The organism is Micromonospora sp. NPDC049051 (genome assembly GCF_043197575.1).
Lineage (GTDB): Bacteria > Actinomycetota > Actinomycetes > Mycobacteriales > Micromonosporaceae > Micromonospora.
In genome coordinates this window covers 679,594-705,940 of the sequence record NZ_JBICTL010000003.1, presented here as the reverse complement: position 1 = coordinate 705,940, position 26,347 = coordinate 679,594, and the positions used below count along the sequence as shown (strand labels likewise).

Genomic DNA, 26,347 nt, shown 5'->3' with positions numbered 1-26,347 from the left:
GGGCTTCGATCAACTCACGGTGTCGAGGATGCTGACGTCGGCGTGGTCTCCGGGCGACCACCCCATCGGCACCGCACCGTGGCGGGCGGTTGCCGGGGCGACCTTCCTCATCCATCCGGTTCATCGAAAGGCTCTGCCATGGACAACGTTCCAACTCCTGCCGGTGGGCGCCCGGTCGCCCGCCGGGGGCCACGCGTCGCGCTGGCGTCGGTCGTGGTCGGTCTCTCCGCCGTCGCCGCGACGGTCGCGGTGGCGTCCAGCGCCAACGCCGGGACGACCCTGGGGGCGTCGGCCGCCGAGAAGGGGCGCTACTTCGGCGCCGCGGTGGCCGCCCACAAGCTCTCCGACACCACGTACGTGGGGATCCTCAACCGTGAGTTCAACTCGGTGACGCCCGAGAACGAGATGAAGATCGACGCGACCGAGCCGCAGCAGGGGCAGTTCACCTTCGGCAACGCGGACCGGATCGTCAACCACGCGCGCGCCAACGGGATGAAGGTGCGGGGGCACACGCTGGCCTGGCACTCCCAGCAGCCCGGCTGGATGCAGAACATGAGCGGCTCCGCCCTGCGTTCCGCGATGCTGAACCACGTCACCCAGGTCGCCACCTACTACCGCGGCAAGATCGACTCGTGGGACGTGGTCAACGAGGCGTTCGCCGACGGCAGCAGCGGCGCCCGGCGCGACTCGAACCTCCAGCGCACCGGCAACGACTGGATCGAGGCGGCGTTCCGGGCGGCCCGGGCCGCCGACCCCGGCGCGAAGCTCTGCTACAACGACTACAACACCGACGACTGGTCGCACGCCAAGACCCAGGCCGTCTACAACATGGTCCGCGACTTCAAGGCCCGGGGCGTGCCGATCGACTGCGTCGGCCTCCAGTCGCACTTCAACAGCGCCTCGCCCTACCCGGGTAACTACCGCACCACGCTGTCGAGCTTCGCGGCGCTCGGCGTCGACGTGCAGATCACCGAGCTGGACATCGAGGGCTCCGGCGACAGCCAGGCCACCGCGTACCGCAACGTGGTCAACGACTGCCTCGCCGTGGCCCGGTGCACCGGCATCACCGTGTGGGGCATCCGGGACACCGACTCCTGGCGGGCCAGCGGCACCCCGCTGCTGTTCGACGGGAACGGCAACAAGAAGCCGGCGTACACCGCCACCCTCAACGCCCTCAACGGCGGCAGCACCCCGCCGCCCACCACCGCGCCGCCGACCACCCCGCCGCCCTCGACCCCGCCGCCGTCCGGTGGCTGCGCCGCGACGGTCTCGCTGAACTCGTGGAACGGCGGCTTCGTCGCCACCGTACGCGTCACCGCCGGAAACACGGCGGTCAACGGCTGGACGGTCGCGCTCACCCTGCCCGGCGGTGCGACCGTCACCAACACGTGGAGCGCGCTCGCCACCGGTTCCAGCGGTGCCGTGACGTTCCGCAACGTCGACTACAACGGCCGACTGGCCGCCGGGGTGACCACCGAGTTCGGCTTCCAGGGCACCGGAACCGGACCCACCGCCACCCCCACCTGCACCGCGAGCTGATCCGTCGGCGGCCCGGCGGGGGAGACTTCCCCGCCGGGCCGCCGCCGCACGCACCTGTTGTTCCACCCCGTGTGGCGCAGCGGTTCGACACGGACGGCGGGCGTGTCCCGCCCTCCGCCGTCGTCACCCGGACGCCCGCCACCCACCGCCTTCCCCCGACGTCAGGGGAGGATGCGGCCTACGTGTCGCGGAGGCGAGCGAGCGTGTCCTCGATTCGTTCCCGTAGCAGCTCGTCGGCCCAGACGATGTCATCCGCGGAGCTGCCCACGCCGGAGCGGTCGTCGCGGTCGAGGAGTTCCTCCAGGGCGGGGATCGTCTCGACCGCCCGCAGCTCCAGGATGATCGCGAGGGCGAACCGGCCGCCGTAGTCGACGACTCCGCGGGTGAGCGGCTCGGCCAGCTCCGCCGTCGGTACGCCGAGCCGGGCGAGGGCTCGGGCGGCGGACAGCCTGCTCCAGCGGTCGCCCAGACGGTCGCGCAGCTGCGGTTCCAGATGGGCGACCGCAGCCGGGGAGGCGGACGCGAGGTCGGCGATGAGATCGGCGGCATGACGCGCGGGGGTGTCTCCGGCGACGAGCACGGCCTCCACCGTCGGCAGCACGCCCGCCGGTCCGGTCACGGCCGCTACCACCCGCGCCGCCAGGACCTGTCGCTCCCGCTGCGGGTGGATCCGCTCGGCGCTGCCGGTCAGCTGCGTGGTCGCGACGGACAGCAGCGGCGCCAGGGCGTCGCCGAGCTCACCGACGTCCGACATGGACGTCCATGGCACCCGAGCGTCTCCGGTCAGGATGGCGCGCAGGGCGTCGAGCACCACGTCGGTGTCCCCGGTCAGCCGCCGGACGGCCAGGGCCGCTTGCAGGTCGCCCGTCCGCACCGCCTGGTTCCGCCAGTGCGGGACGGCGGCGTGCTCGTCGTGACCCGACATGAGGAGCGCCCCAGCGACCTGCGGACCGGCGTGCGGCATGGCGGCGAGCAGGTCCGGCACGAGCGCGGTGGCGTCCGTACCCCAGTGCCCGACCAGCCCCGCCAGCACCTCGGCGGACGCCGGATGGCTGACCAGTTGGCCCCGGACGGCGGCCAGGACCTCCGGTGTGCAGCGGACCGCGCCGGGGGTGAACCGGAATCGGTGGCCCCTGGCGGCCGCCGCACAGACCGGCTCGACCCAGCGCGGGTCACCGAGCCGCTGCAACGTCTCGACCGCCCGGTACTCGACGGTGAAGCCCGGTTCTCCGGCGGAGTCGGGGAAGCCGCCGGCGACCTCGGCCAGCACATCGGCGAACTGCCCCGCGGCCGCACCCGCCTGGCGCAGCACGTCGACGACCCCGTCGCGAACGTTCGGATCCGGGTCGTCGAGCAACGGCGCCACCAGCGGTACGAACACCGGCGGCGCCGCGCGCCGGGCATCGCAGCGCCTGCTCAACGCCCAGAGCCCGGACGTCCGGGCTCCCGGCTCGGTGGAGCGCAGCAGGTGCTCGACGACCGCGACCGCCACCGGGGCGGACGGCGCGACCACGATCTCCTCCGACCACTCACCTCCGCGACTCCAGGCCCAGGTGACGCCCGCGTCGTCGTCGATCGCAGCCACCAGGGCGGGGATCGTGCCCGCCGGCCAGTCCAGGCGCGCACGGAGCAACGCCACCGCGGCGGCCACCCTGACCGGCGGGTCACCGTGCAGCGCCGCGTCACCCAGCACCGTTTCCGCGGCGACGGAGTCCACCTCGCCCAACGCGAGCGCCAGCGCCGCCCGCGCCGCCGGATGGTCCTCCACCGCCCACCGCCGCCACAACGGCTCGGCGCCCGCCCCCGCCTTCGTCGCGGCGTAGGCCGCTGCCTCGCGGACCTGCGGGTCGGCGTCGTCGAGCAGGGCCACGAGACGCTCCCGTTGGCCGGCGACCGCCGCCCGTACCCGCGTGAAGGCGGCGCCGTAGGCGTGCCGGTCGTCGGCCAGCATGCCCAGCATCCAGGCGAGGTCGGTACGGCAGTTCGTGGCCCCGGCGGCGAGCTCCGCGAGGAACGGCACCGCGGTCACCGTGGCCGGGTAGACCGTGCCCTGATGGAAGATGCTCCCGTGCAGGTCGGAGATCGCCGCCGAGGCGACCGCGCCGTCCTCGGAGCCAGCCTTCCGCAGCAGTTCCGGTGTGTCGAGGGCGCTGCCGTAGGAATGTGACAGCTCGTCCCAGGCCACAGCGTCAAGATCGTCGAGCACGCGCGCAGCCTACGTGCCGTCCGCGACGGACGTCCGACCCCACCGGGGTCGCGGACCGGCCCGCTGATCTCCAGATGCGGGTCGAGATTGCGGTACGGTGCCGCCGACGGTCGCGAAGGGGCGGTGCGGCACGGTCCCGATCGGACACCGGTCGTCGGCGGCTACGCGCGGACCCCGCCGACCCGCTGCGGTACGGCGACGAGGCCAGGGCGCCCGAGCCCCGAGCTGAGGGTGGACGCATGAACGCGAGAGGCGGACGGTGGTGACCAGGACCGGCTGGGCTCTCACCGGTGTCGGCTTCCTGGTCTGGGCGCTCTCGCCGCTCCTGTGGGTGACGGGGAAGCTTCCCCTGGACACCAGCCTGTTCATCGGCTCGACCGCACTGCTTCCCTGCATGATCTATTTCGGGACCGGAAAGCGTGGCAGGGGCGGCGACCGACACTAGCGGCGGGTCCCCGTAACGGGGAGCGGAGCAGCGGGCGGACCGCCCTGCCGGTCAGCCGGCGCCGAAGCAGACGAAGGCGGCGGCGGTGGCATGGGCGGCGCCGCCACCGTCGTCGAACGCGCGTCGGGCGTCGGCGAGCGCCACCGCCGGTGCCGCGCCGGCGCGCATCCGCCGGTGCAGGTCCAGCATCAGCGCGGTGGTCAGGTCCGCGGGGACCGGCAGCACGGCGGCGATCAGGCTGCGGGTGCCCAGCGCCAGCAGTACGGCGGTGAAGCCCATCACCTCGTCGCCCGGCCGCACGCCGGAGAGGCCGGAGTCGCAGGCGGAGAGCACCACGCAGCCCGGCGGGCGGGTCAGCCGCTCCAACTCGTACGCGGTCAACGGTCCGTCGGCCAGTTCGAGGGTGGAGAAGAGCGGGTTGTCGGCGCGAAAGGTGCCGTGTGCGGCGATGTGCGCCAGCCCGGTCCCGTTCAGCGCGTCGGTGACCGCGTCGGCGGTGGCGGCAGCGCCGCTGAGGTGGCGGGCGCCGGGCAGGGCCGCGCCGAGCTGGCGTACCTCCGCCTCGGCGGCGGGCAGCCGGGGCCCGGCCACCAGCACCGGCGGGCCGGGCGGGACGCTCCGGCCGACGGCGCGCATCCAGACCGTCGCCGAGGGCGCCACGGTCACCGGCCGGCCGGCGCAGGTCGGCAGGCCCGACCACGGTACGGCGTGCAGCGCGCCGATCGGGACGATCACCAGTGGACGCTCGTCCAGCAGTTGGCGTACGGGGTCGAAGAGTTGCCGGTCCAGCGCGGTGGCGGCGAACTCGACGCCGGCCCGGGCGCTGGCCGAGTCGCCGGTGGTGACCAGCCGGCGCAGCCCGAAGCGGTGTCGGCGGGCGGAATCGAGCGCCTCGTCGAGCGGGCCGAGGTCGTGCAGGCTGGTCCGGCCGTCGCGGACCAGCACCGCCCGCAGCCGTGGCCCGTGCGCCACCAGTTCCAGCAGCACGGCGTCCCCGAGCGTGGCGGCGAGGGCGCGTACGGTGGGCGGCGCCACGAGCCCTCCGCCGTCCGTGCCCCGGGCTCCGCCGTCCGCGCCCCGGGCCAGTTCCCGGATGCGCTGTTCGAGTCGGCCCTGGCTGCGCCGCAGCGCGTGTCCGGGATGGCCGGCCAGCAGCGCGTCCTCCAGGGCCGTGCTGACCATCCGTAGCTCGGCCAGGGCTGTGGCCAGCTCGGGGTCCTGCGGTGGCTGTACGGCGCGCATCCGCAGGGCGTTGGCCCGCCAGCGTTCCGCCCAGGCCAGCACCTGCGCGGGCGTGCCGGTGCGGATGGCGATGTCCAGCCCTTCGGCGGCCAGCTCGTGCCCGTACGCCCCGCTGTGCGCGCGTAGCTCCGTGGCGCCCAGGGAGGCCCGGTGGCCGTCGAGCACCGCCAGTCCCCGGCGCAGGGCCCGGGCCGCGCTCCGCAGGTCCCCGTCGAGCCGGCGGCGCAGCGCGAGCGCGTACCAGCCCTGGGCGCGGTGGGGTGCGGTGCCGCGGCGGTGCGCGCGGGCGGCCACCGCCAGCAGTTCGGCCGCGCGGGCGGGCCGGCCCAACGTCTCGGCCAGCCGGGCGGCCTCGATCCGGGTGGTCAGTGCCGGCGAGGGCCAGCCGGTGGCGTCGAGCTGTCCTGCGGTGCGCAGCATGGCGGTGAGCAGGGCCGTCGACCGGGTGCCCCGGGCGAACTCGGCGCGCAGCTCGACGTGCCGGGCGAAGGCGGCCCAGATGCGGCGTCCCTGGCGGCGGAAGCGGGCCCGTGCCGAGGCGGCGGCGGTCGCGGCGGTGTCCAGGTCGCCGGCGAGCAGGGCCGCCCGGGCCCGGGCCAGCAGTGCCTCGGCGAGGTCCGAGGCCATGCCCTGCCGGCGCAGCTCCGTCACGGCCGAGGTGGCCACCTCGACCGCCTCGTCGACCAGCGGCACCGAGAGCAGCAGCTCGAACCGGTCCAGCAGCAGCGCCGGTCGGGGCACCGACAGCCGGCGGTACTCGTCGTCGACGGCGGCGAAGCTGCGTAGCGCGCTGGCGACGTCGCCGCGCTGGCCGGCGGCGATGCCGATGTTCCAGCGGGCGTCGGCGGCGGCCAGGTCGAGGCCGAGGCGGCTGAAGATTGCCGCGGAGCGCGACAGGTCGTCGTCGGCGTTGCGGCCGGTGCCCCGGTGGGCGTTGAGCAGCCCGCGGTTGTTGCGGGCCCGTGCCTCCAGCAGCAGGTCGCCCTCGCGTTGGGCGATCTCCACCGCGATGGCGTAGTCCCGGACCGCCTCGTCGAACCTGCCCCGGTAGTGCAGCACGACGCCCCGCTGCATGCGGGCCCGGCCGGCGTCGGCGCCGGTCAGTCGGGGAAGTGCCAGGGTCACGGCGCGGAGCGCCGCGCCGGTGTGTCCGGCGTTGGCCAGGACGTACCCGAGGCTCATCCGGGCCAGTGCCCGTACGCGGGGCGAGTCGGCGACCCGCACCGCCCGGCGCAGGTGCCGCAGGGCGCCCGGCAGGTCGTTGAGTTCCCGCAGGGCGAGCCCGATGGCGCGTTCGGCGGTGGAGCGCTCGTCGGGGTCGGGATGACCGGCGGCGAGGATCTCTCGGCCGATCGCGATCGCCTCGCGGGGGTAGCGCTGGACGGCGTCGAGTGCGGCCTGGGCCGTGACGGCACCGGAAACGGCGCTGTCGGCCATGCCGGGAAGACTTCCCTAGTCGCGCTCTCCGGTCAATCGCGCTGACGGGTGTCGGACATGTCGCCTGGCCGACGATCAATTGACACTCAACTATCCTTTGAAATAATCGTCGGGTGCCTCGGAGAGCGCATCCGTAGCTGCCTGGCCCGTCGCCGACCACGCATCTTCGACCGCCTGGAGGACCGGTGCCGTCTGACGACTCCCTCGCGTCGCGTCCGCCTGCCGGGCTGTCCCGCCGGCAGGTGATGGCCTGGTCCACCCTGGCCGCGGCGGCGGCACCGCTCGGCCTCCTCGGGGCCGGTGGACCGGCCGTCGCCGACGAGTCGCCCGACGCCACCTACCAGCGGGTCTTCCTGGAGGCCCTGGCCGCCGACCCGGACCTGCGCCGGCACACCGTCAAGGGCCGGGAGTTCCTCTACCGCCCCCGGCAGCTCCTGGTGGCCCACCCGGACGTGCAGCGGGTCGTGAGCCGGTTGCGCAGCTACGGTCATCCGGTCACCGAGGGCGTCGGCTTCGGCGGGGTCGCCCGGCTCGTCTTCGCCGCCGAGACCGACGTCCCGGCGGTGGTGACCAGGCTCCGCGACCCGCAGCAGTGGCCCGGGCAGCAGCCTCCCCAGGTCCAGCCGCACCACGCCCTGCTCGGGTTCGGCAACATCATGGGCAATCCCGGAGGGCCGCCCCGGGTCGCCGCCGCCCTGCCGGCACCGGATCCGGCGCGGGCGGGCGAGGGCGCGGGAGTGACGGTGGGGATCTGCGACACCGGCATCTGGCGCCAGGCCGGCTCCCGCCATCCCCAGTGGCTGGCCGGCAGCTATCTTCCCGAGGTCGACGACGAGGACGCGGTCTACGTGGGCTCCGACGTGCTCGCGTTGCAGGGCGGCCACGGCACCTTCGTCGCCGGAGTGGTCCGGCAGGCCGCGCCGGGCGTACGTTTCGATCCCGAGGCCGCGCTGAACGCCACCGGCGTCGGCGACGAGGAGATGCTGGTCGCGGCCCTGGGGCGGCTCGATCCGCAGGTGTCGGTCGTCAACCTCTCGCTGGGCTACTTCACCCAGGACGATCAGCCTCCGCTGCCCCTGGTCAACGCGCTGGCCGGGCTGCCCGGCAGGGCTGTGGTCGCGTCGGCGGGCAACGCCGGCACCAGCCGTCGGGCCTGGCCCGCCGCCCTGGAGCGGGTCCTGGCGGTGGGCGCGGTGAGCGCCGGGCCCACCGGCCCGAGCCCGGCGCCGTACAGCAGCTACGGTTCATGGGTGGACGCCTGCGCGCTGGGGGATCGGACCAGCACCTACGTCAGGGGTCGGCTCCAGTTGCCGGGCCAGCCGACGCGGTACTTCGACGGCTTTGCCGCCTGGGCCGGCACCTCGTTCGCGACAGGTCACGTCGCCGGCCGCCTCGCGGCGCTGATGACCAGCGCCGGGCTCAGCGCCGAGGCGGCCCAGGCCGCGCTGGTCGCCGGCCCCCGCTGGCATCCCGACTACGGTGTACTCGTCGCGTGAGATCGGCGTCGGCGCCCCGGGCGGTGCCCGGATGAGCGAGCGCAGCACCGTGGGGCTGGTCGCCGCGGCCTCCGGTGGCGACGAGCCGGCGTGGGGCGAGTTGGTCCGCCGCTACACCCCCCTCGTGCTGTCGGTCATCCGGTCCCACGGGCTCGACCAGGTCGACGCGGCGGACGTGAACCAGACCGTCTGGCTGCGTGCGGTGGAGCACCTGGGGCGGCTTCGGGAGCCGAACGCCCTGCCCGCCTGGCTGGTCAGTACCACCCGGCGTGAGTGCTACCGGCTGCTGCGCCTCGGTCGACGGATCCAGCCGTTCGATCCGTACGACGACTCGGTCGACGGGCACGTCGGCGCCCGCCTGCTGGTGGATCCGGTCACCCCGGACGAGGGCCTGCTGCGCGCCGAGCGGCAGCAGGCGCTGCGGGAGGCGTTCGCTCAGTTGCCGCCGCGCTGCCGGGAGCTGCTCGCTTTGCTGATGGCCGATCCGCCGGTCAGCTACCGCGACATCGGTGCGCGGCTGGGCATGCCGGTGGGCAGCGTCGGCCCGACGCAGGCCCGGTGCCTGCAGAAACTGCGGAACTGTCCGGCTCTCGCTGCCTTGCTGAGGGCGCGTCCGGCCGGCGAGGGGAGCGGAGGTGACCGGGATGGAGCCGTGGCCGCCAGCCGCTGACGAGGCCCTGCTGGCCGAGTTGCGGGCCGCCCTGCGCGACGCCGACCCGGTGCCCGAGCACTTCCTGTCCGCGGCCAGGGCCGCGTTCGCCTGGCAGAGCATCGACGCCGAGTTGGAACTCGCCGAGCTGACCTTCGACTCGGTCTGCGACCCGGAGCCGGCCGGCCTCACCCGCTCCACCGGATCGACCCGTACGTTGATGTTCCGCAGCGGTCCGGTCGTGGTCGAGATCGAGGTGACCTCGACCGGGATCGTCGGGCAGGTCTCACCGGCCCGGGGTGGCCGGGTGGTGGCCCAGACCTCCGTCGGCCCGTACGAGGAGGTGCCGGTCGACGCGGTGGGCTTCTTCTCGATGGGGGTGCCGCCCGCCGGCCCGGTCCAGCTCTGCGCCCACACCTCGGGATTCACGGTGGCGACCGCCTGGGTCAGCCTGCGCTGAGCGGCCCATGGGCGGGCGGTGCCCGGCCGGACAGGTGGAACGGAGGTCACGGGCCCCGTCCGTGACCTCCGTTCCCACCCCCCCCCGGCAGGGTGACTACTTGACCCGCTGGGCCACCGTGATGTCGTACCGGACACCGCCGAGGTCGGCACGTGCGGCGCCGGTGGTGTCCGGGCCGATCTGGGTCACGTTGACGGCGGTCCTCTCCTGCGTCGGCACGGTCGCCGTGAAGTTGAGCGAGAACACGAGCCGCTCACCGGGGTTGAGTTCCAGGTTGTCCAGGCTGGCCTGGCCGATCTCGACGATCTCGACCTGGTTGCGGCCGACCTCGCGGACGCCCTTGCCGGCCTTGCCGCCCTTGACCCAGCGCTCGAACAGGGTCGGTCCGAGGTCGGCGACGAGCCGGCCACCGGCGGCCTGGAACGGGGCCCCGGTCTGGCCGAAGACGACACTGCTGCGCGCCGGCCGGGTCAGGGTGTTGCCGATGGCGAACGGGCGAATCTGCGCCAGACCGCCGGCGGTCACCGCCACCGAGTCGACGTTGCGCCAGGCGATGTTGTTGTTGTGGCGGGTGTTGACGCCGATGTCCGGGCCCTCGAAGGTCATCGGGTCGTTGGGGGAGACCCAGCGCGCCAGCAGGCAGAAGTGACCCGGGCCGGGCACGTCGTCCCACGGGATGGTGACCGAGGTGACGCCCGGGTAGACCGGCACTGCCATCGCCCCGATCTGGGTCCACGCCCCCGGCCAGGCCGCCCCGCCGCCGGGGGTGGTCCGGTAGACCCAGATCGTGCCCTCCTCCATCACGCTGTCGCCGTACGGGCCGGGGTTGCGCAGCTTGATGAAGATGTAGTTCCGCTGGCCGACGATCGGGTTCTGGCTGGTCGCGCACTCGACGGCGGTGGGGCAGACCTTGATGTCCGAGCTCTGCCAGAGCGGGTTGAGCGCGTGCGGCTCGAACCCCAGGTCGGCGGGCGTGTCCTGCATGTACACGTCGACCGCGCTGGCGGTGCCGACGCCGCCAGCGCGGCTGTCCGCCGGGCCGGTCAGGGGAGCGGCCCCGGCCGAGGTGACGGACAGCAGCGTTGCCAGTGCCGCGCCGGTGAGCAGGGCGAGCGTCGAACGACGAGCCCTTCCTGCGAGTCTGGTAGACACATTTCCTCCCGATGATGGGGGATCGCCGCACGCCCCGGGGCGGTCGCGTCGGCGGGTGGACGCCTTTACGGAGCCCAATCGACGCCAATAAATACATCTGTCGCCGGTCGATGTCAGATGGCGGGGTTTCGTATCAAGCCGACGAAAGCCGCACCGCGCTCGGAGGCCGGCCGTGGAAGAGGCTTCGCCGGGATCGCCGTGCCGGTCAACGCGCCGCGACCCGGCAGCTCCGACTCCTCGCCCTGCTCAAACACCTCCGGCCGCGCCGCCCGCAGCACCGGCAATCAGCCGGTCCGTGATCATCACGATCGCGGGCCGGGTCGGGCAGTGGGGTCCCCTGACGTCGAGCGAGTCGATCGACGACAATCGGGAACCGTCATCGTCCACAGTCGAGAGGACACGAGTGAAACGTCGCCTGCTACACGCCCTGACGGTCGCGACCGTCGTTGTCGCCGGTTCGGCCGTGGTGGCCGCGCCGGCGTCGGCGAGCGACGCGTGGGGCATCGTCTGCAATCTCCGGCAGAACACCTGGCTGCGCGCCGCACCGCACAGCCACGTGCTGCTCACCCTGACGGCCGGGCGCGGGTTCCGCTGGCACGGTCAGGTCTGGGCTGTCGACGACGACGTCTGGATCTACGGCCACGGCGCCGAGCACCCGTCCGTGGACGGCTGGGTCCCGGCCGGCAACACCACCTGCTGAACCGGCAGTCGAGTCGGGGTGGCCGCGGGCGGTCGCGGCACCCCGGCGCGGGGTGGCGGCCGGGAGCCGCCGACGTGCCGATCCCGGTCGTTCATCGAGCTGGGCATTGCACCAATCGCGGCGCCGACCCAATCGAGGGGCGGCGCCGCTACTGTTTCGGACCGCTGAGCATCGGCCGTGACCTGGATCACTAAATGGCCTCCCCTGGGAGGTGCGGCCGGCCGCACCTGGTGCGTCACGGCGGACCGGAGCTGCGACTTCCACAGGTCTCGTCCTGTTCGTCCCGCCGACCCCGGCTCGGTTGCCCGGCCGATGGGTCGCTGTCGTGTCGGTCACTACTGTTAGCGTGCCCTCGTTGTCGATCACGGCCGATTCCTCACGAAATCTGGCTGTTCTGCCACTGCGGAGGGTGTTCCTGAATGGGCTGGCTAGCGGTGGGGGACTCTTACGAGATCTCTCTCGTGGACGGAAAGGTGGCGGCCCGGTCCACCGGCCCACGCGCCGGCGGCCGTCCACTGAAGACGCTGCCGAAGGTACTGCGGGACGCCCCCGAGGTGGACCGGCTGCGCCAACTCGGCCAGTGGCTCGACCGGCACGCGGCGGAGTGCCTGGCCCGCGTCGACGCTTGGGTGGTGTCCTCGCTGCCGGTCCCGACCGGGCTGCTGGCCCGGGTCTGGCCGGACCCCGCCTGGCGGGACGCGCTGCGCGACCTCGTGGTGCTCGGTGACGACCCGGCGGAGCCGGGCTTCCTGCGTGACGTCACCGACACCGGTGACCTGCGGGTGGTCAACCTCGACGGGGAGACCGTCCGGCTCACGCCGGTCAGCGCCACGTTGCCCCACCCGGTGCGCCTGCCCGACCTGGTCGACCTGCGCGAGTTCGCCGAGGAACTGGACGTGACCCAGCGCGTCGAGCAGCTGCACCGCGGCACCTGGGCCAGGCCCGACGACCTCGGGCAGCGCGACACCACGATCCCCGACTTCCGCGGCACCACGGTCCCCAGCCGGCTGGCGGCCCGGGCCGGCACGCTCGGCTTCCGGGCCTCCGGCTCGCAGATCAGCTGCCGCGTCTGGGAGGCCGGCCGCACCGTCGAGGCGACCCTGTGGTTCGAGGAGGACTACTGGAGCTCCGAGGCGACCCTCGGCACCCTCTCGTGGCGGGTCGTGGACGGACCGACGCTGCGGTTGACCGAGGTCGGGCCGGTGGCCTGGTCGGAAGGAATGCGGATGGCGACGGCGATCTCCGGCGCCGTGACCGGGACGGGGAGCAAGGCGTGAGCGCGATGACGACTACGACGGACGGACAGTCGGCCGAGAGCCTGCTGGCCGCGGGCGCGGTGCTGCCGAGCGGTACCGCCGGGGCTGGGGACCGGGCGGTGCCCCTCACCGCCCGCACCTACCGGCACCCCGCCCTCGACGACCGGCCGGTGGTGCGCCTGGTCGACGCCGCGCTCGGCGAGGGCGAGGACATCGCCCTCGAGTTCCTCGGCCTGACGCCGGGCGCCGAGCCGGTCGTCGTAGGGCTGGGCCCCCGCCGCCCGTTGGCCTTCCCGGAGTGGGTGCTGGTGCACCACCCGGCGGACGGCCGGCACGCGCTGGCGGTGGTGCCGGAGTTGCAGAAGCTGGCCAAGCAGGTGCGCTCGCGCCCCAAGACCGCCCTGGACGCCCACCAGGGCATCGCCGACCGGTTCGCCCGTTCGCTGCCGCACTTCCTGCCGACGTTCTTCGAGCAGGCGGCGCGGGTGTTCCTCGCCGCCGGGCAGGACGCGTACGCCACGCAGCTGTTCAACAAGGCGCGCAAGGCGGAGGCGCAGCACGGCCTGCAGGTCGACCTGCACCGGCTGGACGAGGTCTACGTGGAGTTCGCGTCGGCAAAGGTGGTGTCCGCGACCGCGTTGGCCGGCTACGCGAAGGAGCTGTCCGCCCAGTTGCCGGCCGACGAGGCGCTGGACCGGTTCTGCCGGCTGGCGCTGCGGGCCGCGGCCGCCGGGGTGGTGCCGTCCACCCAGTCGGCCACCGCGGTGAACCGGCTGGTCCGTACGGCCAGCAAAGCCGCCGGCAAGGCAGCTGCCGCGGTCGCCGAGCGCGCGGACGTCTACCTGACCGAGCTGCTCCGGCTGCCGGTGGCCGCCGAGGCGCCGGCCGGCTGGTGGAAGGCGCACCTGCCGGCCGTGACGGCGCTGGCCGGTCGCGACCCGGCGATCCGTGGCAGCCTGCTCGACCTGATGCCCGCCGACAGCGACGAGCTGGTCGCCTGGCTGGCGCTGCTGGCTGACACCGGCGCGCTCGCCGGTCTGTGTGATCCGGACGTGCCGGACGCGGCACGCCCGCGCGACGGCTCCGTCGGCTGGCTGCGTCGCTTCCTGGGTCGGATCAGTTCCGTGAACCAGCACCGCCGCCGTCGGATGCCGCAGCTGTACCCGCTCGTCGAGCGGATGGCCGACCGGCTGCGCGTCGAGCTGGCCGGCAGCGGCGAGAGCCTCGACGTCGACGGTGACCTCGACCTGCTCGACCTGCTGCTCGCCCTCGGCCTGCCGGTGACGCCGCCCAAGCAGGGGGCCGCCCTCGACCTGGCGACGTGGGTCAAGCGTGACGGCGAGCGGGACCTGCTCGCCGTGGCCGGCGACGACCGGTTCACCGCCGCCCTGCGCCGGGGTCTCGACCAGCTCGACGGCCAGCAGCCGGCGTTGCGCCGGATGGTCGACACGCCGGGCGTCCGGCCGATGCTGGCCGACTGGCTGCGGGCGCGGATCCGCGCCCGCTTCGCCGCCGGGCTGCCGTACCTGCCGGCGGCGGTGGACTGGCTGGGCCGGATCCCGGTCGAGGCGCTGCGGCTGGTCTCCGACATCGTGGGTGGGCTCGGCGAGCCGGGCAGGGCCGGCGACCTCGGCCAGGCCCTGGGCGTCGACCTCGCCGAGCGCGTCGCCCGCACCCTGCGCGGTGGCCTTGTCGACGAACTGGGCTGGCCGGACTGGGAGCTGGCCTGGCAGGAGGTGACCGGCGGTGACCGCACGGTCGAGCTCTCCCGGCAGGAAGCCTGGCCGTACGTCATCCTGGGTGGGCCGACCACGGTGCGTGTGATCGGCGCCGAGGGCATCGTGCTCCGCCACGACCTGCGCATCCCGGCCAACGACATGTGGGGCCAGCCCGGCTACCACTACGTCGACGGCCACCTGCTGGTCTACTGGCGTTCCAAGGCGCTCAACTACGACCTGCGCGGCTACTGGCACTCGGCGCCCGGTGAGCCGCAGCCCCTGCAGGGCCGCACCCAGGGCAGCCAGGCGCGTGGAAAGCAGAGCACCCTGCCGTTGGCGGGCGGCGGGCGCACCACCGGCGACGGCGTGCTGCACCCCGGTGACACCGTCGTGCCGTCGGAGCTGCCGGTCATCACCGACGGCACCGCCCACTGGGTCTACCGGCGCGGCGAAGACGACGACACGCACGGCTGGCGCGAGTACGACCCGGTCGCCAACACCCACGGCGGGTGTGGCCTGCCCCGGTTCCTGGCCGACCTCCCGGTCGACGGCAGCCGGCTGCGGGCGTCGGCCAGCTGGCTGCGTCCGGCCCTGTCCGACCGGGCCACCCCGGCAGCGGTCCCGGTGGACGGTCTGCTCGGCTGGCGGGTGGTCACCCTGCCGGACGGCTCGGTACGCGGCGACGACCTCGCCGGTCGTACGGTGACCGTGGCCGCGGGGCAGGAGCCGATCGCGGCGCTGGTGCTGCCCGGCGACGACCGGCCCCGGGCCGTGCTCAACGGCCTCGTCCTGGTCGACCCCGACGGGACGGCGTCGGCGGCCCCCGGACCGCCGTCCAGCCGGGACTACAACCCCGCCGCCCCGCCGCTGCCGCCGCAGGCGTTCGTCGGTCACCTGCTGCCCCGGGACCCGGCCGGCTCCATCGCCCTGCGCCGGATGGACCGGGAGACCGCCGCCGCTCTGCTCAAGGTCGCGATCGACGAGCGGCGCGCCGCCCTGGCGGAAGAGGCCGCCCGCGCGGCGACGCGGTCCGGGTCGACCGTGGCCACGCAGGCGGTCACCGGCCTGCCCGTCGCCGTCGCGACCGCCACGGTCGCCGCCGCACCCGCCATCGACGAGGACGCCACCGACGAGCTGGTGGAGCTGGTCGGGTCGACGTTGCCGGCGATCGGCCACGACGCCCTGCTCGCCGGGGTCGCCGGGGCGCTGCGGCTGGCCGCCCGGGTGCGCACCGACCTGGACGCGGTGACCGAGCGGCTCACCCGGTCGTTGTCCGCCCCCGTCGCCGAGGCACCGCCGGCCGCTGCGGCCGGACCCACCGACAGGCAGCTGAGCGCGGCGCTGGACGGGCTGCGCGGCTCGATCTACGGGGCGGGCACCGTGGCGCACGCCTTCACCCAGTTCCGGGCGTTGGCCACCCAGCGCTCCGTCACCGGCGGGGGCAATCCCGCCGTACGGCTGCACCTGGACGGGCCGGCGCTGCCGTCCACCCTGAACTGGTGGTCGCTGCTCGGCGGCGTCGCCGCCGTCGCCTACCGGGCCGTCGCGGCGGTCACCCCCGACGAGCACCGGGAGTCGCTGCGCGCGCTGCTCACGGAGCTGGACGGGCTCGACCTGGGCGCGGCGGCCGAGCCGGGGCGGTGGCGCCGGTGCGTACTGCACGTGCTGGACGACGAAATGAGGAACCCCGACGGCTCGCGCCGCTACCCGCGGCCGGGCATCCTGCCGCTGCCCGACGGGGCGTTCCTCGCGGTGCTCAACTCCAGCGGCACGACCACCGGCTACTTCTTCGAGGCGCTGCACCACGACCCGGCCGGCGTCTTCGCCTTGCCCGAGCCGTACACGTTGCACTCCTTGGAGCCCGTCGGTGACGAACGGCCGGCCGGCTGGCTGGCCGCCTTCCGCACCGAGTGGGCCGCGCGTGGCCCGCTGCCCTGGCGGCCGGAGGCGGCCGAGCGGTTCGCCGAGCTGACCGGCATCACCCCCACCGCCGCGAAGCTGGTGCTGGCCGGCCTGCCGTACGTCGACTCGGCCGGCACCGTGCCGACCGAGCTGCGCAAGGCACTCGGGATCAGGCAGGTCGGCGAGGTCAAGCTGGCCTTCGGGGTCCTGCGGGAGGCGAGGCCGGCACTGCGGCTGGCCGTGGTCTCGGCGCTGCTGCCGGCCGACCCGGCCCGGCTGTGGACCGACGGACCGGACGTGGCCGCCGCCGCGGCGGTATGGAACGCCGCTCTGGGGCGCCGGGCGGTCGTGCCCGAACAGCTGCTCGCCGAGGCGACCCGTGCGATCCGCACCGGCTGGGCGCCCGCGAAGGCGTTGCCGGCGCTGCTCGACCCGGCCCGCTCGGCCGAGCTGAGCACCGACCTGGCCTTCGAGGTCCGGGGCAACCGGGCCCGGCCCGTCGCCAAGCGCACGGCGGGCTTCACCGGGCACGTGCTGCACTCCACCATCGCCCTGGCGGCCTGGGTCGCGCACCACACGCCGGTCGGCGACCCGTGCCGGGCGGCGCTGCCGGCCGCGTTGGCCACGATCCGGGACCGGCTGGCCAACCCCGACCTCATGCTCGACCTGGAGCAGTACGTCTACCTGCCCGAGTTCCGGCAGGTGGCGGGCACCCCGTCGGAGACGGGCCCGGGCTGGGAACGCTACGGCGCCATCGTGCTGTCCACCCACGACAGCCGACCGTTGCCCGCGCTGCGGCCGCAGCTGCTCGACGCCGACGGCACGGACCCGTACCTGCCGGCGCTGCGCAGGGACGTGGCCAAGCCGTATCCGGTGGAGGTGGCGCTGCGGCTGGTGCGCGACCCGCGCTTCGCGGCGCTGCTCGCCGACGCGGGAGAGCCCGCCGACGGCGCGCGGGCGGCGGACGGGACCTGGTGGCCGCAGGATCCCACCCGGTCGGCGTCCGACGTGGTCGCCGAGGTCGCCGAGGCGTACGGCCTGGGCACCGACGCGGCGGCGGCGTACCTGATGCTGCTGGCCATGCCCGACCCGACGGACCGCAACACGGCGAGGTGGACGGGCTGGAAGCCGGCGCGGCTGAAGGCGGCACGCGCCGAGTTGGCCGGCACCGACCTGGTCGTCGAGGCCAGCCGGTCCCGGGCCGGCCGGTCGCTGTTCCTGCCCGGCCCGTGGCTGGAGCGCGGCGCCGGGCAGGTGCCGATCGAGGGCTGGAAGTTGGCCCTGTTCGACCTCGCCCCCGACGGCACGGCCGCGCTCGGGGTGACCGTGCCGTTCGAACCGGCCGCGGAACTCTACCGGCGGGCCTGGCGACGCCTCCGCGACGGCGACCGGCCCCGCCTCGCCGACCTGCCCGGCCGCTGACCCCTGTCCGGCGGGTGGTGGCGCCCGCGACGACCTGCCCCGGCCGTCGCGGCGCCGCCGCCCCGCCCACCCCTGTCCCGAAACACCCCAAGAGAGAGATCGAGGAACACCCGTGACCGTGACGGAAGACGTCCGCCCCTCCGAGGCGCCGGAGAACGCCGCCCAGGTCCTCTCGGCCGAGCAGCGGTACGCCGACGAGCTGGCGTTCCTGGCCGCGTACGACGACGGGGCCCGGCCCCCGGGCTGGGCGCTGACCCCGCGCGCCGTGGTCACCTTCATCCAGGGCAGCGACGGCGAGGCGCTGAAGCTGCCCGCCGACCGGCGCACCGGCGCGGACGGTGGCGCGCTGCCGGCCAGCATGACCATCCCGGCGAAGTTCGTCGGCGAGCGGAGCCTCGTCGAGCGGTGCGTGGTGACCCTGGCCGGTGAGCGGGGTCTGCTGCTGGTCGGCGAGCCCGGTACCGCCAAGTCCATGCTCTCCGAGCTGCTGGCCGCCGCCGTCTGCGGCACCAGCGCCCTGACGGTGCAGGGCACCGCCGGCACCACCGAGGACGCCTTCCGCTACGGCTGGAACTACGCCCTGCTGCTCGCCCAGGGCCCGACGCCGCAGGCGCTGGTCGACTCGCCGGTGCTGACCGCGATGCGTACCGGTCGGGTGGTGCGCATCGAGGAGGTCACCCGCTGTCTGCCCGAGGTGCAGGACGCGCTGGTGTCCATCCTGTCCGACCGGCGGATGAACGTGCCGGAGCTGTCCGGCACCGACGACGGCCTGATCCGCGCCGTGCCCGGGTTCACGGTGATCGCCACCGCCAACCTGCGGGACCGGGGCGTGTCGGAGATGTCCTCGGCCCTCAAGCGCCGGTTCAACTTCGAGACCATCCACCCGATCTCGGACGCGGGCGTCGAGACCGACCTGGTCCGCCGGCAGGCGACCGCCGCCGTGCAGCGCGCCGGCGCGCCGTACGCGGTGGACGACGCGGTGCTCGACGCGCTGGTGACCGTGTTCCGCGACCTGCGTTCGGGCCGCTCGGGCGAGGGCTGGGACGTGGAGCGGCCCGGTACGGTGATGTCCACCGCCGAGGCGGTGCAGGTGGCGGTGTCGCTCGGCCTGGCCACCGCGTACCTGCCCGGCGGGGACGCGCTCGACCTGGTGCCCGGGCACCTGCTGGGTGTGGTCCGCAAGGACGACCAGGACGACCACGCCCGGCTGCTCGGCTACTGGGACGGCCCGGTCCGCCGCCGTGCCGAGGACGGCTCGGCGATGTGGCGGCGGCTCTGGGACCTGCGGGAGAGCCTGCGGTGACGACCCTCTCCCGAACGTCGCCCGCCCCGCCGGCGGCCGACCGGTCGACGGCCGATCCGCGTGTCGTGCTCGACGCGCTCGCCGCTTCGGCCCACCCGTACCTGATCGGGGTGCGGCACCACAGCCCGGCGCTCGCGGCGGTGGTGCCGGACCTGCTGGACGCCGCCGGGGCCGAGGTGGTCTGTGTCGAGCTGCCGGCCGACTTCCAGCGCTGGCTGCCGTACCTGTCCGACCCGGCCGCCCGGGCCCCCCTGGCGCTCGTGGGCAGCCACGGCGCGGACGGGCAGATGGGCTTCTACCCATTCGCCGACTTCTCCCCGGAGCTCGCCGCGATCCGCTGGGCCCGCCAGCGTGGCGTCGAGGTGCGCTGCTGCGACCTGCCGCTGGGCGATCCCGGCTGGACCGCCGAGACCGCCGAGCCGGCGACCGCACCCGGCCCGGGCCCCGACTCCGCCCCGACCGCCGGCGCCAGGTCCGCCGCCGGTGACGGCGCCGCCGAAGACGCCGGGGGGCCGGTGCCCGCACCGGGCCGGTCGTACGCCGCCGCGCTCGGCGCCAGCGGCACGGGCCGCGACGGTGACGACCTGTGGGACCGGGTCGTCGAGGTGCGTGCCCCGGGCTGCCCGCCCGAGGCGTTGCGTCGGGCCGCGCTCGGCGTCGGCTGGGCGATGCGCACCGACAGCGCCAACCGCGACGGCGTACCGGCCCGGGACCTGGCCCGCGAGCGGCACATGCGGCGGGTGCTGGCCGAGGCCGGTGCCGACGGCCGACGGGTCGCCGCCGTCGTCGGCGCCTTCCACGCCCCGGCCCTGCTCGCCGCCCCACCCGCGGTCGACGGTGCCGTCGAGGCCACCCGGCCCGCCCTCGCCCCGAACGGCCCGGTCCGGGCCGTGTCGGACCCGCCCGCGCCGGCCACCACCGGCGGCACGGCGGTTACCTCCCTGGTGCCGTACGCGTTCGACCTGCTCGACTCCCGCTCCGGCTACCCGGCGGGGATCCGCGACCCACGCTGGCAGCAGTCCGTGCTTACGGCGGCCGGCGACCCGGAACGGATCCGGGCCGCCGCCGCCCGGGCGGTCACCGACGTGTGCCGGGAACTGCGCGCGGCCGGTCACACCGCCGGCACCGGCGAGGCCGCCGAGACGGTACGGCTCGCCGACGACCTGGCCCGGCTGCGGGACCTGCCCGCCCCGGGCCGCGGCGAGGTGCTGGAGGCGGTGACCACCGTGCTCGGCCAGGGCGAGTTGCTCGGCCGCGGCCGGGCGCTGGCCAGGGCGCTGGAGACGGTGCTGGTCGGGGCCGAACGGGGCCGCGTCGCCCCGGGCACGCCGCGCTCCGGGCTCGGCCCGGCCGTCGAGGCGGAACTCGCCACGCTGCGGCTGCCCAACCCCGACAGCCCGAAGTCCCGCGAGGTACGGCTGGACCCGCTGCGCACTGAGCTGGACGGGCGGCGGGAGGTCCTGCTGCAACGCCTCCAGATCTGCGGCGTCGGCTACGGCGAGGCGATCGCGGTGTCCGGCACCGGCGACGGTGCTGCCCTGACCACCCGCTGGGAACTGGCCTGGACGCCGTCCGTGGCGGCCCGGCTGGACCTGGTCGGCGTCCGCGGGGTGACCGCGGCGCTGGCCGCGGCCGGCACGCTGCGGGAGCGGTTCCGCCGGGAGGCCGCCGACGGTGGCCCCACGGCCGCGCAGCTGCTCACCGGGCTCCGTGACGCCGCCCGGTGCGACCTGCCCGAGCTGGTCACCGACCGGCTCGAGCTGGCCGCCGCGGTGCTGCCGGGCACCGGCACGCTGCCCGAGCTGCTGGCCGCACTGGATCTGCTGGAGGCGCTGCGCCGCGAACACCTGCCCGGCACCACCGCCGACGGCCGGGCCCGGGCCGCCGAGTTGGCCGTCGTGCTGCTGGACGCGGCGGTACGCGGGCTGCCCGGACTGGCCGGCAGCGACGCCCCGGCCGACGCCGCCGCCCTGGTCGACCTCGCGGTGCGGGCCGGCGAGGACCGGATCGGTCTGCGCCTGGACGAGGCGCTCGACCACCTGGCCCGTGCCGGCTCGCCGCTGATCCAGGGCGCCGCCCTGGCCGCCCGGGTGCTGCTCGACCTGACCGACCTGGAGACGCTGGGCGGCCGGGTGGCCGGCTGGATCGACGCGGCGACCGGACCGGACACGCGGCGGCACCTGCACCGGCTGCTCGGTGGCCTGCTCGCCGGGGCGCACCCGCTGCTGCAGTCCGCCCCGGCCGCGCTGGACCCGTTGCTGGACCGGATCGAACGGCTGCCCGACGCCGACTTCCTGGACCGGTTGCCGGCGCTGCGTGGCGGGTTCGACGTGCTCACCCCGGCGGCCCGGGAGCGGCTGCTGCACACCGTCACCGAACGGCTGGGCGACCGGCTCGACCTGAGCCTGTCCGCCCCGCCCGAGCTGCTGGCCCGCTGGGCCGCCGCCGACGGGGCCGGTCGGGCCGCCCTGCTCGCCCGTCACATCCCGCTCCCGGGCGCGCCGACCGGCGCGACCGACGCCCCCGCCGGCACCAGCGCCCCCGTCGACGCCGACGCCCCCGCCGGCGCCGAAGTCCCCGCCGGCAGCGAGGCCCCCGCCGGCGCCGGACCCGCGCTGGAGGACGGGCTCACCCCGACCGACCGCTGGCGGCTGCTGCTCGGCCGCCAACCCGACCGGTTGCCGGCCGACGCCCGCCGCTACGCCCGCGCCCTGGACGAGCTGTACGGGGCCGGCCAGGGCGAGGGCGCCACCGACCTCGGCCAGGCGGCCGGCGGTGGACAGGAGGCCTCCTTCCCGACCGCGCGCGAGTGGGCCGACGAACTCGAGGCGCTGTTCGGCACCGCGGTACGCGAGGAGGTCATCGCCCGGGCGGCCGAGAACGGCCGTACGGACGTGCTCACCGAACTCGACCCGGCCGCGGTACGCCCCTCGATGGAGCTGCTGACCTCGGTGCTGTCGCTGGCCGGTGGTCTGCCCGAGGGGCAGTTGGCCAAGCTGCGGCCCCTGGTGCGGCGGCTGGTCGAGGAGCTGACGAAGCAACTGGCGACCCAGATGCGCCCGGCGCTGACGGGGCTGAGCAACCCGCGCCCGTCACGCCGTCCCGGCGGCCGGATCAACCTGGCCCGTACGCTGCGGGCGAACCTGGCGCACACCCAGCGGCTCGACGACGGCCGGACGGTCGTGGTGCCGCAACGCCCGGTCTTCAACACCCGCACCCGCAGGGAGGCCGACTGGCGGCTGGTGCTGGTGGTCGACGTCTCCGGCTCGATGGAGGCGTCGGTGGTGTGGTCGGCGCTGACCGCCGCCGTCCTGGCCGGGGTGCCCACCCTGTCCACCCACTTCCTCGCCTTCTCCACCGAGGTCGTCGACCTGACCGGCAGGGTCGACGACCCGCTCTCGCTGCTGCTGGAGGTACGCGTCGGCGGCGGTACGCACATCGCCGCCGGGCTGGCCGCCGCCCGCTCGCTGGTGACCGTGCCGAGCCGCACCATCGTCGCGGTGGTCAGCGACTTCGAGGAGGGCTACCCGCTGGCCGGGCTGCTCGGCGAGGTCCGCACGCTGGTCGGCTCCGGCGTGCACCTGCTCGGCTGCGCCGCGCTGAACGACAGGGGAGCGCCCTGCTACTCGGTGCCGGTCGCCGAGCAGCTCGTCGCGGCCGGGATGCCCGTCGCCGCTCTCAGCCCGCTCGAACTCGCCCGCTGGGTGGGCGACCGCATCCGCGGAGGATCACGTTGACAGACCGCACAGCCACCGCCGCAGACACCGACCGGTTGCCGCCGGTGCTGCCGGCAGTCGCCGCCGCGGCGGTGGCGGCCCTGCCGCCCCGGCTGCACAAGCGGCTGGACGCCACCGTCGAGCGGCTGGCCGGCGTACCGGTCGGGCCGGTCGACGGAGGCGTGTCGGTCGACTGCGGCCCGGAGGCGCTGGTCACCCTGACGCCCGGGCCGACCGGCGCGGTCACCGACGCGCAGCAGGCGCGGTGCAGCTGCCTGCTGGCGCCGCGCTGCCTGCACCGTACGGCGGTCCTCCTCGCCTGCCCGGTCGCCGACCCGGCCACCCACCCCAATCCGGCGTCCGCCGCCGGGGGACCGTCGACCGCCGAGCCCGCCAGTCGCGCCCGGGGGACCGGGCGTACCGCAGGAGAGGCTGCCGGTCGTGGCCGCCGGGGCGCGGCGCCGACGAAGGCGCAACGGGCCGCCGCCGGCGCGCTGTGGCGGGCGGCCGCCGCGGTGCTCGCGGCCGGCGCGCCGGCCGCCGGGGCAGTGCCCCAGGCCGAACTGCTGCGGGCCGCCCACAGCGCCCGGCTGGCCGGCCTGCCGCGGGCCGAGAGCGCCGCGCTGCGTACGGTGCGTGGCCTGCGCGCACACCGGGGCCGACAGAACGGTCACCGGCTGGCCGAGCTCGTCGAGGTGCTGCACGACCTGCTGTACGTCGCCGGCCGGCTGTCCGCCGGCGACCCAGACCCGGCGCTGGTCGGCGTCCTACGGCGTGCCTACCAGCCGGACGGCACGCTTGAGGTGTACGGCGTCTGCCGGGAACCGGTGATCAGCGCGACCGGGTACGCCGGGGTGGTCACCCACCTGGTGGCCGCCGACGGGCGCCAGCTCTCCTTCGGCGACGTCCGGCCGGGCGGCCCGGACCGGGCGCGGGACTGCGCCCGGGCGGTCACCGAGATGGGCGCGGTCGCGGTCAACCACGCGGTGCTGTCCCGAGGTGGCCTGCGGATCACCGGCACCACGGTCTCCCCGGACGGCCGCCTCGGCGCCGGCAAGGGGGTCCGGGCCACCCCGCTCGTCGAGACCGACTGGGCCACCGGGCCGGTGGCGGAACTGTTCGGCCGCCCACTCGCCGAGGTGGTGACCGCCCAGCTCGCCGTCGAGGACCCCGAGGACCCGGGCCGGGCCGGGACCGCGCTGGTCGGCGGTGACCTGGTGGTGGTGGGCGCCGTCGGTGACCAGGTGCTGGCCCGCGAGCTCGCCCCCGCCGCCGGCGCGGCGGCGGAGCGCGTGCCGGTACCGGACGGGCCGGTGATCCGGCTGGTGGCGGTCAGCTCGCACCCGATGCTGGCCCACGTGGCCAACCTGCGGCGGCTCGCCTCCCGGCCCGGCCTGCGGATCCGGGTGGTCGGCCGGCTCGACCCGGACCGGGCCGGCACGCTCCGCCCGCTCGCGGTCGGTCCGGTCCCCGGCGAGGCCACGACGCTGCGGCTGCCGGCGGACTGGCACGGGCGGGTGGACCTCGGCTACGACGAGCTCCAGGGCGGTCAGCTGCCACCCCGCGACCCGGCCGCGCCGGGTGGGCCGGTGCTCGCCGTCGGCGCGGACGCGGTCGCGGAGTCCCCGCTGTGGCGGGTCCGCCGGCTGGTGGAGCTGGCCGTCTCCGGCGGTCGCCGGGCGGTCGCCGAGGCGGCCCGCGGCGACGGGGCCGGCCTGGCCGGCCCGCTGCGCCGGGCGGGTTTCACCACGGCCGCCGCCGTGGCCGCCGGGCTCGCCGCCGAGTCCGACCGGCGCGGCCGGGACGCGTTCGGTCGGCTCACCGATCCCGATCCGGACCGGTACGCCTGGGCGTGGCTGGCCGCGACCGCCCACCTCGCCGCGGCCGAGCGGGAGCTGATCCGGTCCTCCTGGACCGCACCGCCCCTCGGCTGACGCTGTCGACGCCGGCGACCCCGCGACCGGCGCCCCGCCCGAACCACGGGTGGGGCGCCGGTCGGTGAGCGTTCGGGGCCGGCGTCTGGCACGGTGGGTACGGCACACTGAGCGGCATTGGCGTGGCCGGGCGACCGGTACGTCGCGACGAGGGGGATTCGTGGACTTCACACTGTCGACCCGGCCGGGGCGTATCGGCACGGTGGTGGAGGTTGTCGGTGAGGTGGACATGAGCACCACACCCCAGTTGCGTGACCGGTTGCACGAGGTGGCACAGGGCGGTGCCCGGGTGGTGGTGGTCGACCTGACCGGCGTCGGGTTCCTGGACTCCAGCGGCGTGGGTGCGCTCGTGGTCGCCTATAAGGATCTTCGGGAACGGGGCGGGTGGCTCGCGCTGGCCGGGGTCAGTCGGCCGGTGCGCTCCGTGTTGTCGATCACTTCGGTCGACCGGGTCATCGGCGTCTTCGACACCGTGCGGGACGCCGAGGAGGCGTCCGCCGCGGCGACGTGATGCCTCATTCCGTGCCGGCGCTGGCGCGGGCGGTGTCGGCGCCGGCGGTGCTGCGTCGCGGCCCGTGGCCGCCGTACCAGTCCACGATCAGCAGGGTGGCGTCGTCGGCGAGGACAGGCCCGGCGGTCGCCAGCACCGCGTCCGACAATGCCCGGACCGCCTCACGGGGGTGCAGGTGCCCGATCTCGCGTAGGGCGGCGGGCAGATCGAGGTCGGCGGCGTTGCGTTCGCGTACCCCGTCGGTGACGACGACCAGCCGGTCGCCCGGCGTCAGGAGAACCTCGCCGCTGCGGTAGCGCTCGTCGGGGAACATGCCCAGGGGGAAGTTGGCGGGCAGTTCCACCGGCGTGGCCCGGCCGTCGCGGACCAGCAGCGGCGGGACGTGCCCGGCGTTGAGCAGTTCGCAACGCGCGGTCCGCAGGTCGATCCGGCCGAGCACGGCGGTCACGTAGGCGCCCCGTACGTTCGCGTGCTCGGCGACGGCCCGGTTGGCCTCCTCGGCCTGCTCGATGAGACCGCCGCCGCGGCGGCGGGTGTTGCGCAGGCTGCCCACGCCGAGGGTGGCGGTCAGGGCGCTCGCCACGCCGTGGCCCATCGCGTCGGTGACGCTGAGGTGCAGCAGGTCGCGGGCCACGCTGTAGTCGAAGGTGTCCCCGCCGACGCTCGCGGCCGGCTCCAGCCAGCCGGAGAGGGCGAACGCGCCGGCCTCGCAGGTGAACGAGGCGGGCAGCAGACGCCGCTGGATCTCCGCGGAGAGCGTGAACGGGGTGCTGCGCTGCCCCCACTCGAACAGGTCGGTGTGCCGGCGGTTGGCGATGACCACGAACGCCAGCGCGTGCGCGGTGCGGCTGACCTGCGCGACCACGTCGGCGTTCGGCTCGTCCGGCAGGTCGATCTCCAGCAGGCCGATGGTCTCGCCGCGTTCGGTGACGGGCGCGAGCACCGTCCAGCTGCCGTCTCGGGCTACCACCTGGCTCTGCTGCTGGCGGAGGACCTGCTCGTGAGGTCCACCGTCGAAGGGGAGGACCTCGGCGTTCTCCTCGCCCTGACGCCGACCGGGGCCCTGGTCGACGGGCTCGTGGGTCAGGCGGACCAGGGCCCGGCCGCTGAGGTCGGCGATCAGCAGCGACACGCCGAGCGCGTCCAGGGCCGTGGCGATCGCACCGGTGACGGCGTGGACCGCCTCGACCGGCGGGGCGTCCTCAGCCGACTGCAACATTCCGGCCAGTACGGCCCGCTCACTGTCCTGCACCAGGCGA

Annotated in this window: 15 protein-coding genes; 11 read left to right on the top strand and 4 right to left on the bottom strand. The window is 75.3% G+C overall.

What is annotated here, in order from left to right; translation table 11 throughout:
• Positions 1-138: 138 nt before the first annotated feature.
• On the top strand, positions 139-1,539 hold the full coding sequence (locus ACGFIR_RS15255; protein WP_393145472.1) for an endo-1,4-beta-xylanase: 1,401 nt from the start codon (positions 139-141) through the stop codon (positions 1,537-1,539).
• 178 nt (positions 1,540-1,717) lie between these two features.
• Here the strand turns inward: ACGFIR_RS15255 and ACGFIR_RS15250 are convergent, their stop codons facing one another.
• On the bottom strand, positions 1,718-3,745 hold the full coding sequence (locus tag ACGFIR_RS15250; protein ID WP_393145470.1) for a HEAT repeat domain-containing protein: 2,028 nt from the start codon (positions 3,743-3,745) through the stop codon (positions 1,718-1,720).
• 496 nt (positions 3,746-4,241) lie between these two features.
• Positions 4,242-6,869 carry a CHAT domain-containing protein gene (locus tag ACGFIR_RS15245; RefSeq protein WP_393145468.1) on the bottom strand — a complete coding sequence of 876 codons (2,628 nt, stop codon included), beginning with the start codon at positions 6,867-6,869 and terminating at the stop codon, positions 4,242-4,244.
• 185 nt (positions 6,870-7,054) lie between these two features.
• Here ACGFIR_RS15245 and ACGFIR_RS15240 point away from each other — a divergent pair, with 185 nt between their 5' ends.
• The 3 genes from ACGFIR_RS15240 to ACGFIR_RS15230 are packed head-to-tail and all read left to right on the top strand — an operon-like array spanning position 7,055 to position 9,474.
• Positions 7,055-8,365, top strand: a complete 1,311-nt coding sequence (locus tag ACGFIR_RS15240) for a S8 family serine peptidase (RefSeq protein WP_393003253.1) — start codon at positions 7,055-7,057, stop codon at positions 8,363-8,365.
• Between the two features lie 31 nt (positions 8,366-8,396).
• Complete coding sequence (locus ACGFIR_RS15235; RefSeq protein ID WP_393003251.1) at positions 8,397-9,035, top strand: RNA polymerase sigma factor; 639 nt, start codon at positions 8,397-8,399, stop codon at positions 9,033-9,035.
• A complete protein-coding gene (locus ACGFIR_RS15230; protein WP_393003766.1) occupies positions 9,010-9,474 on the top strand; it encodes a hypothetical protein in 465 nt (154 codons plus the stop codon). The genes ACGFIR_RS15235 and ACGFIR_RS15230 overlap by 26 nt, the downstream gene beginning before the upstream one ends.
• Before the next feature lie 96 nt (positions 9,475-9,570).
• On the opposite strand, the gene ACGFIR_RS15225 is transcribed toward ACGFIR_RS15230, so the two are convergent.
• Complete coding sequence (locus ACGFIR_RS15225) at positions 9,571-10,626, bottom strand: hypothetical protein (RefSeq protein WP_393145466.1); 1,056 nt, start codon at positions 10,624-10,626, stop codon at positions 9,571-9,573.
• Positions 10,627-11,029: 403 nt separating this feature from the next.
• On the opposite strand from ACGFIR_RS15225, the gene ACGFIR_RS15220 reads away from it, so the two are divergent.
• The 7 genes from ACGFIR_RS15220 to ACGFIR_RS15190 all read left to right on the top strand — a co-directional run bounded on the left by ACGFIR_RS15220 (position 11,030) and on the right by ACGFIR_RS15190 (position 25,088).
• On the top strand, positions 11,030-11,326 hold the full coding sequence (locus ACGFIR_RS15220) for a hypothetical protein (RefSeq protein ID WP_393145464.1): 297 nt from the start codon (positions 11,030-11,032) through the stop codon (positions 11,324-11,326).
• A gap of 419 nt (positions 11,327-11,745) precedes the next feature.
• Positions 11,746-12,603: a DUF4132 domain-containing protein gene (locus ACGFIR_RS15215; protein ID WP_393145462.1), complete on the top strand. Its 858-nt coding sequence runs from the start codon at positions 11,746-11,748 to the stop codon at positions 12,601-12,603.
• Positions 12,604-12,608: 5 nt separating this feature from the next.
• Positions 12,609-17,624: a hypothetical protein gene (locus tag ACGFIR_RS15210; RefSeq protein WP_393145460.1), complete on the top strand. Its 5,016-nt coding sequence runs from the start codon at positions 12,609-12,611 to the stop codon at positions 17,622-17,624.
• 112 nt (positions 17,625-17,736) lie between these two features.
• The gene (locus ACGFIR_RS15205; RefSeq protein ID WP_393145458.1) at positions 17,737-18,927 is read left to right on the top strand and encodes an AAA family ATPase; all 1,191 of its coding nucleotides are present in this window, start codon (positions 17,737-17,739) and stop codon (positions 18,925-18,927) included.
• A complete protein-coding gene (locus tag ACGFIR_RS15200) occupies positions 18,924-22,664 on the top strand; it encodes a DUF5682 family protein (RefSeq protein WP_393145456.1) in 3,741 nt (1,246 codons plus the stop codon). The genes ACGFIR_RS15205 and ACGFIR_RS15200 overlap by 4 nt, the downstream gene beginning before the upstream one ends.
• Positions 22,661-24,577: a hypothetical protein gene (locus ACGFIR_RS15195; RefSeq protein ID WP_393145454.1), complete on the top strand. Its 1,917-nt coding sequence runs from the start codon at positions 22,661-22,663 to the stop codon at positions 24,575-24,577. Before ACGFIR_RS15200 ends, ACGFIR_RS15195 begins: the two co-directional genes overlap by 4 nt.
• Positions 24,578-24,737: 160 nt before the next feature.
• A complete protein-coding gene (locus ACGFIR_RS15190) occupies positions 24,738-25,088 on the top strand; it encodes an STAS domain-containing protein (protein ID WP_393145452.1) in 351 nt (116 codons plus the stop codon).
• A 4-nt stretch (positions 25,089-25,092) separates the two neighbouring features.
• Here the strand turns inward: ACGFIR_RS15190 and ACGFIR_RS15185 are convergent, their stop codons facing one another.
• Positions 25,093-26,340 (bottom strand): PP2C family protein-serine/threonine phosphatase, encoded by a 1,248-nt coding sequence (locus tag ACGFIR_RS15185; protein ID WP_393145450.1) that lies wholly within the window; start codon positions 26,338-26,340, stop codon positions 25,093-25,095.
• Positions 26,341-26,347: the final 7 nt, after the last annotated feature.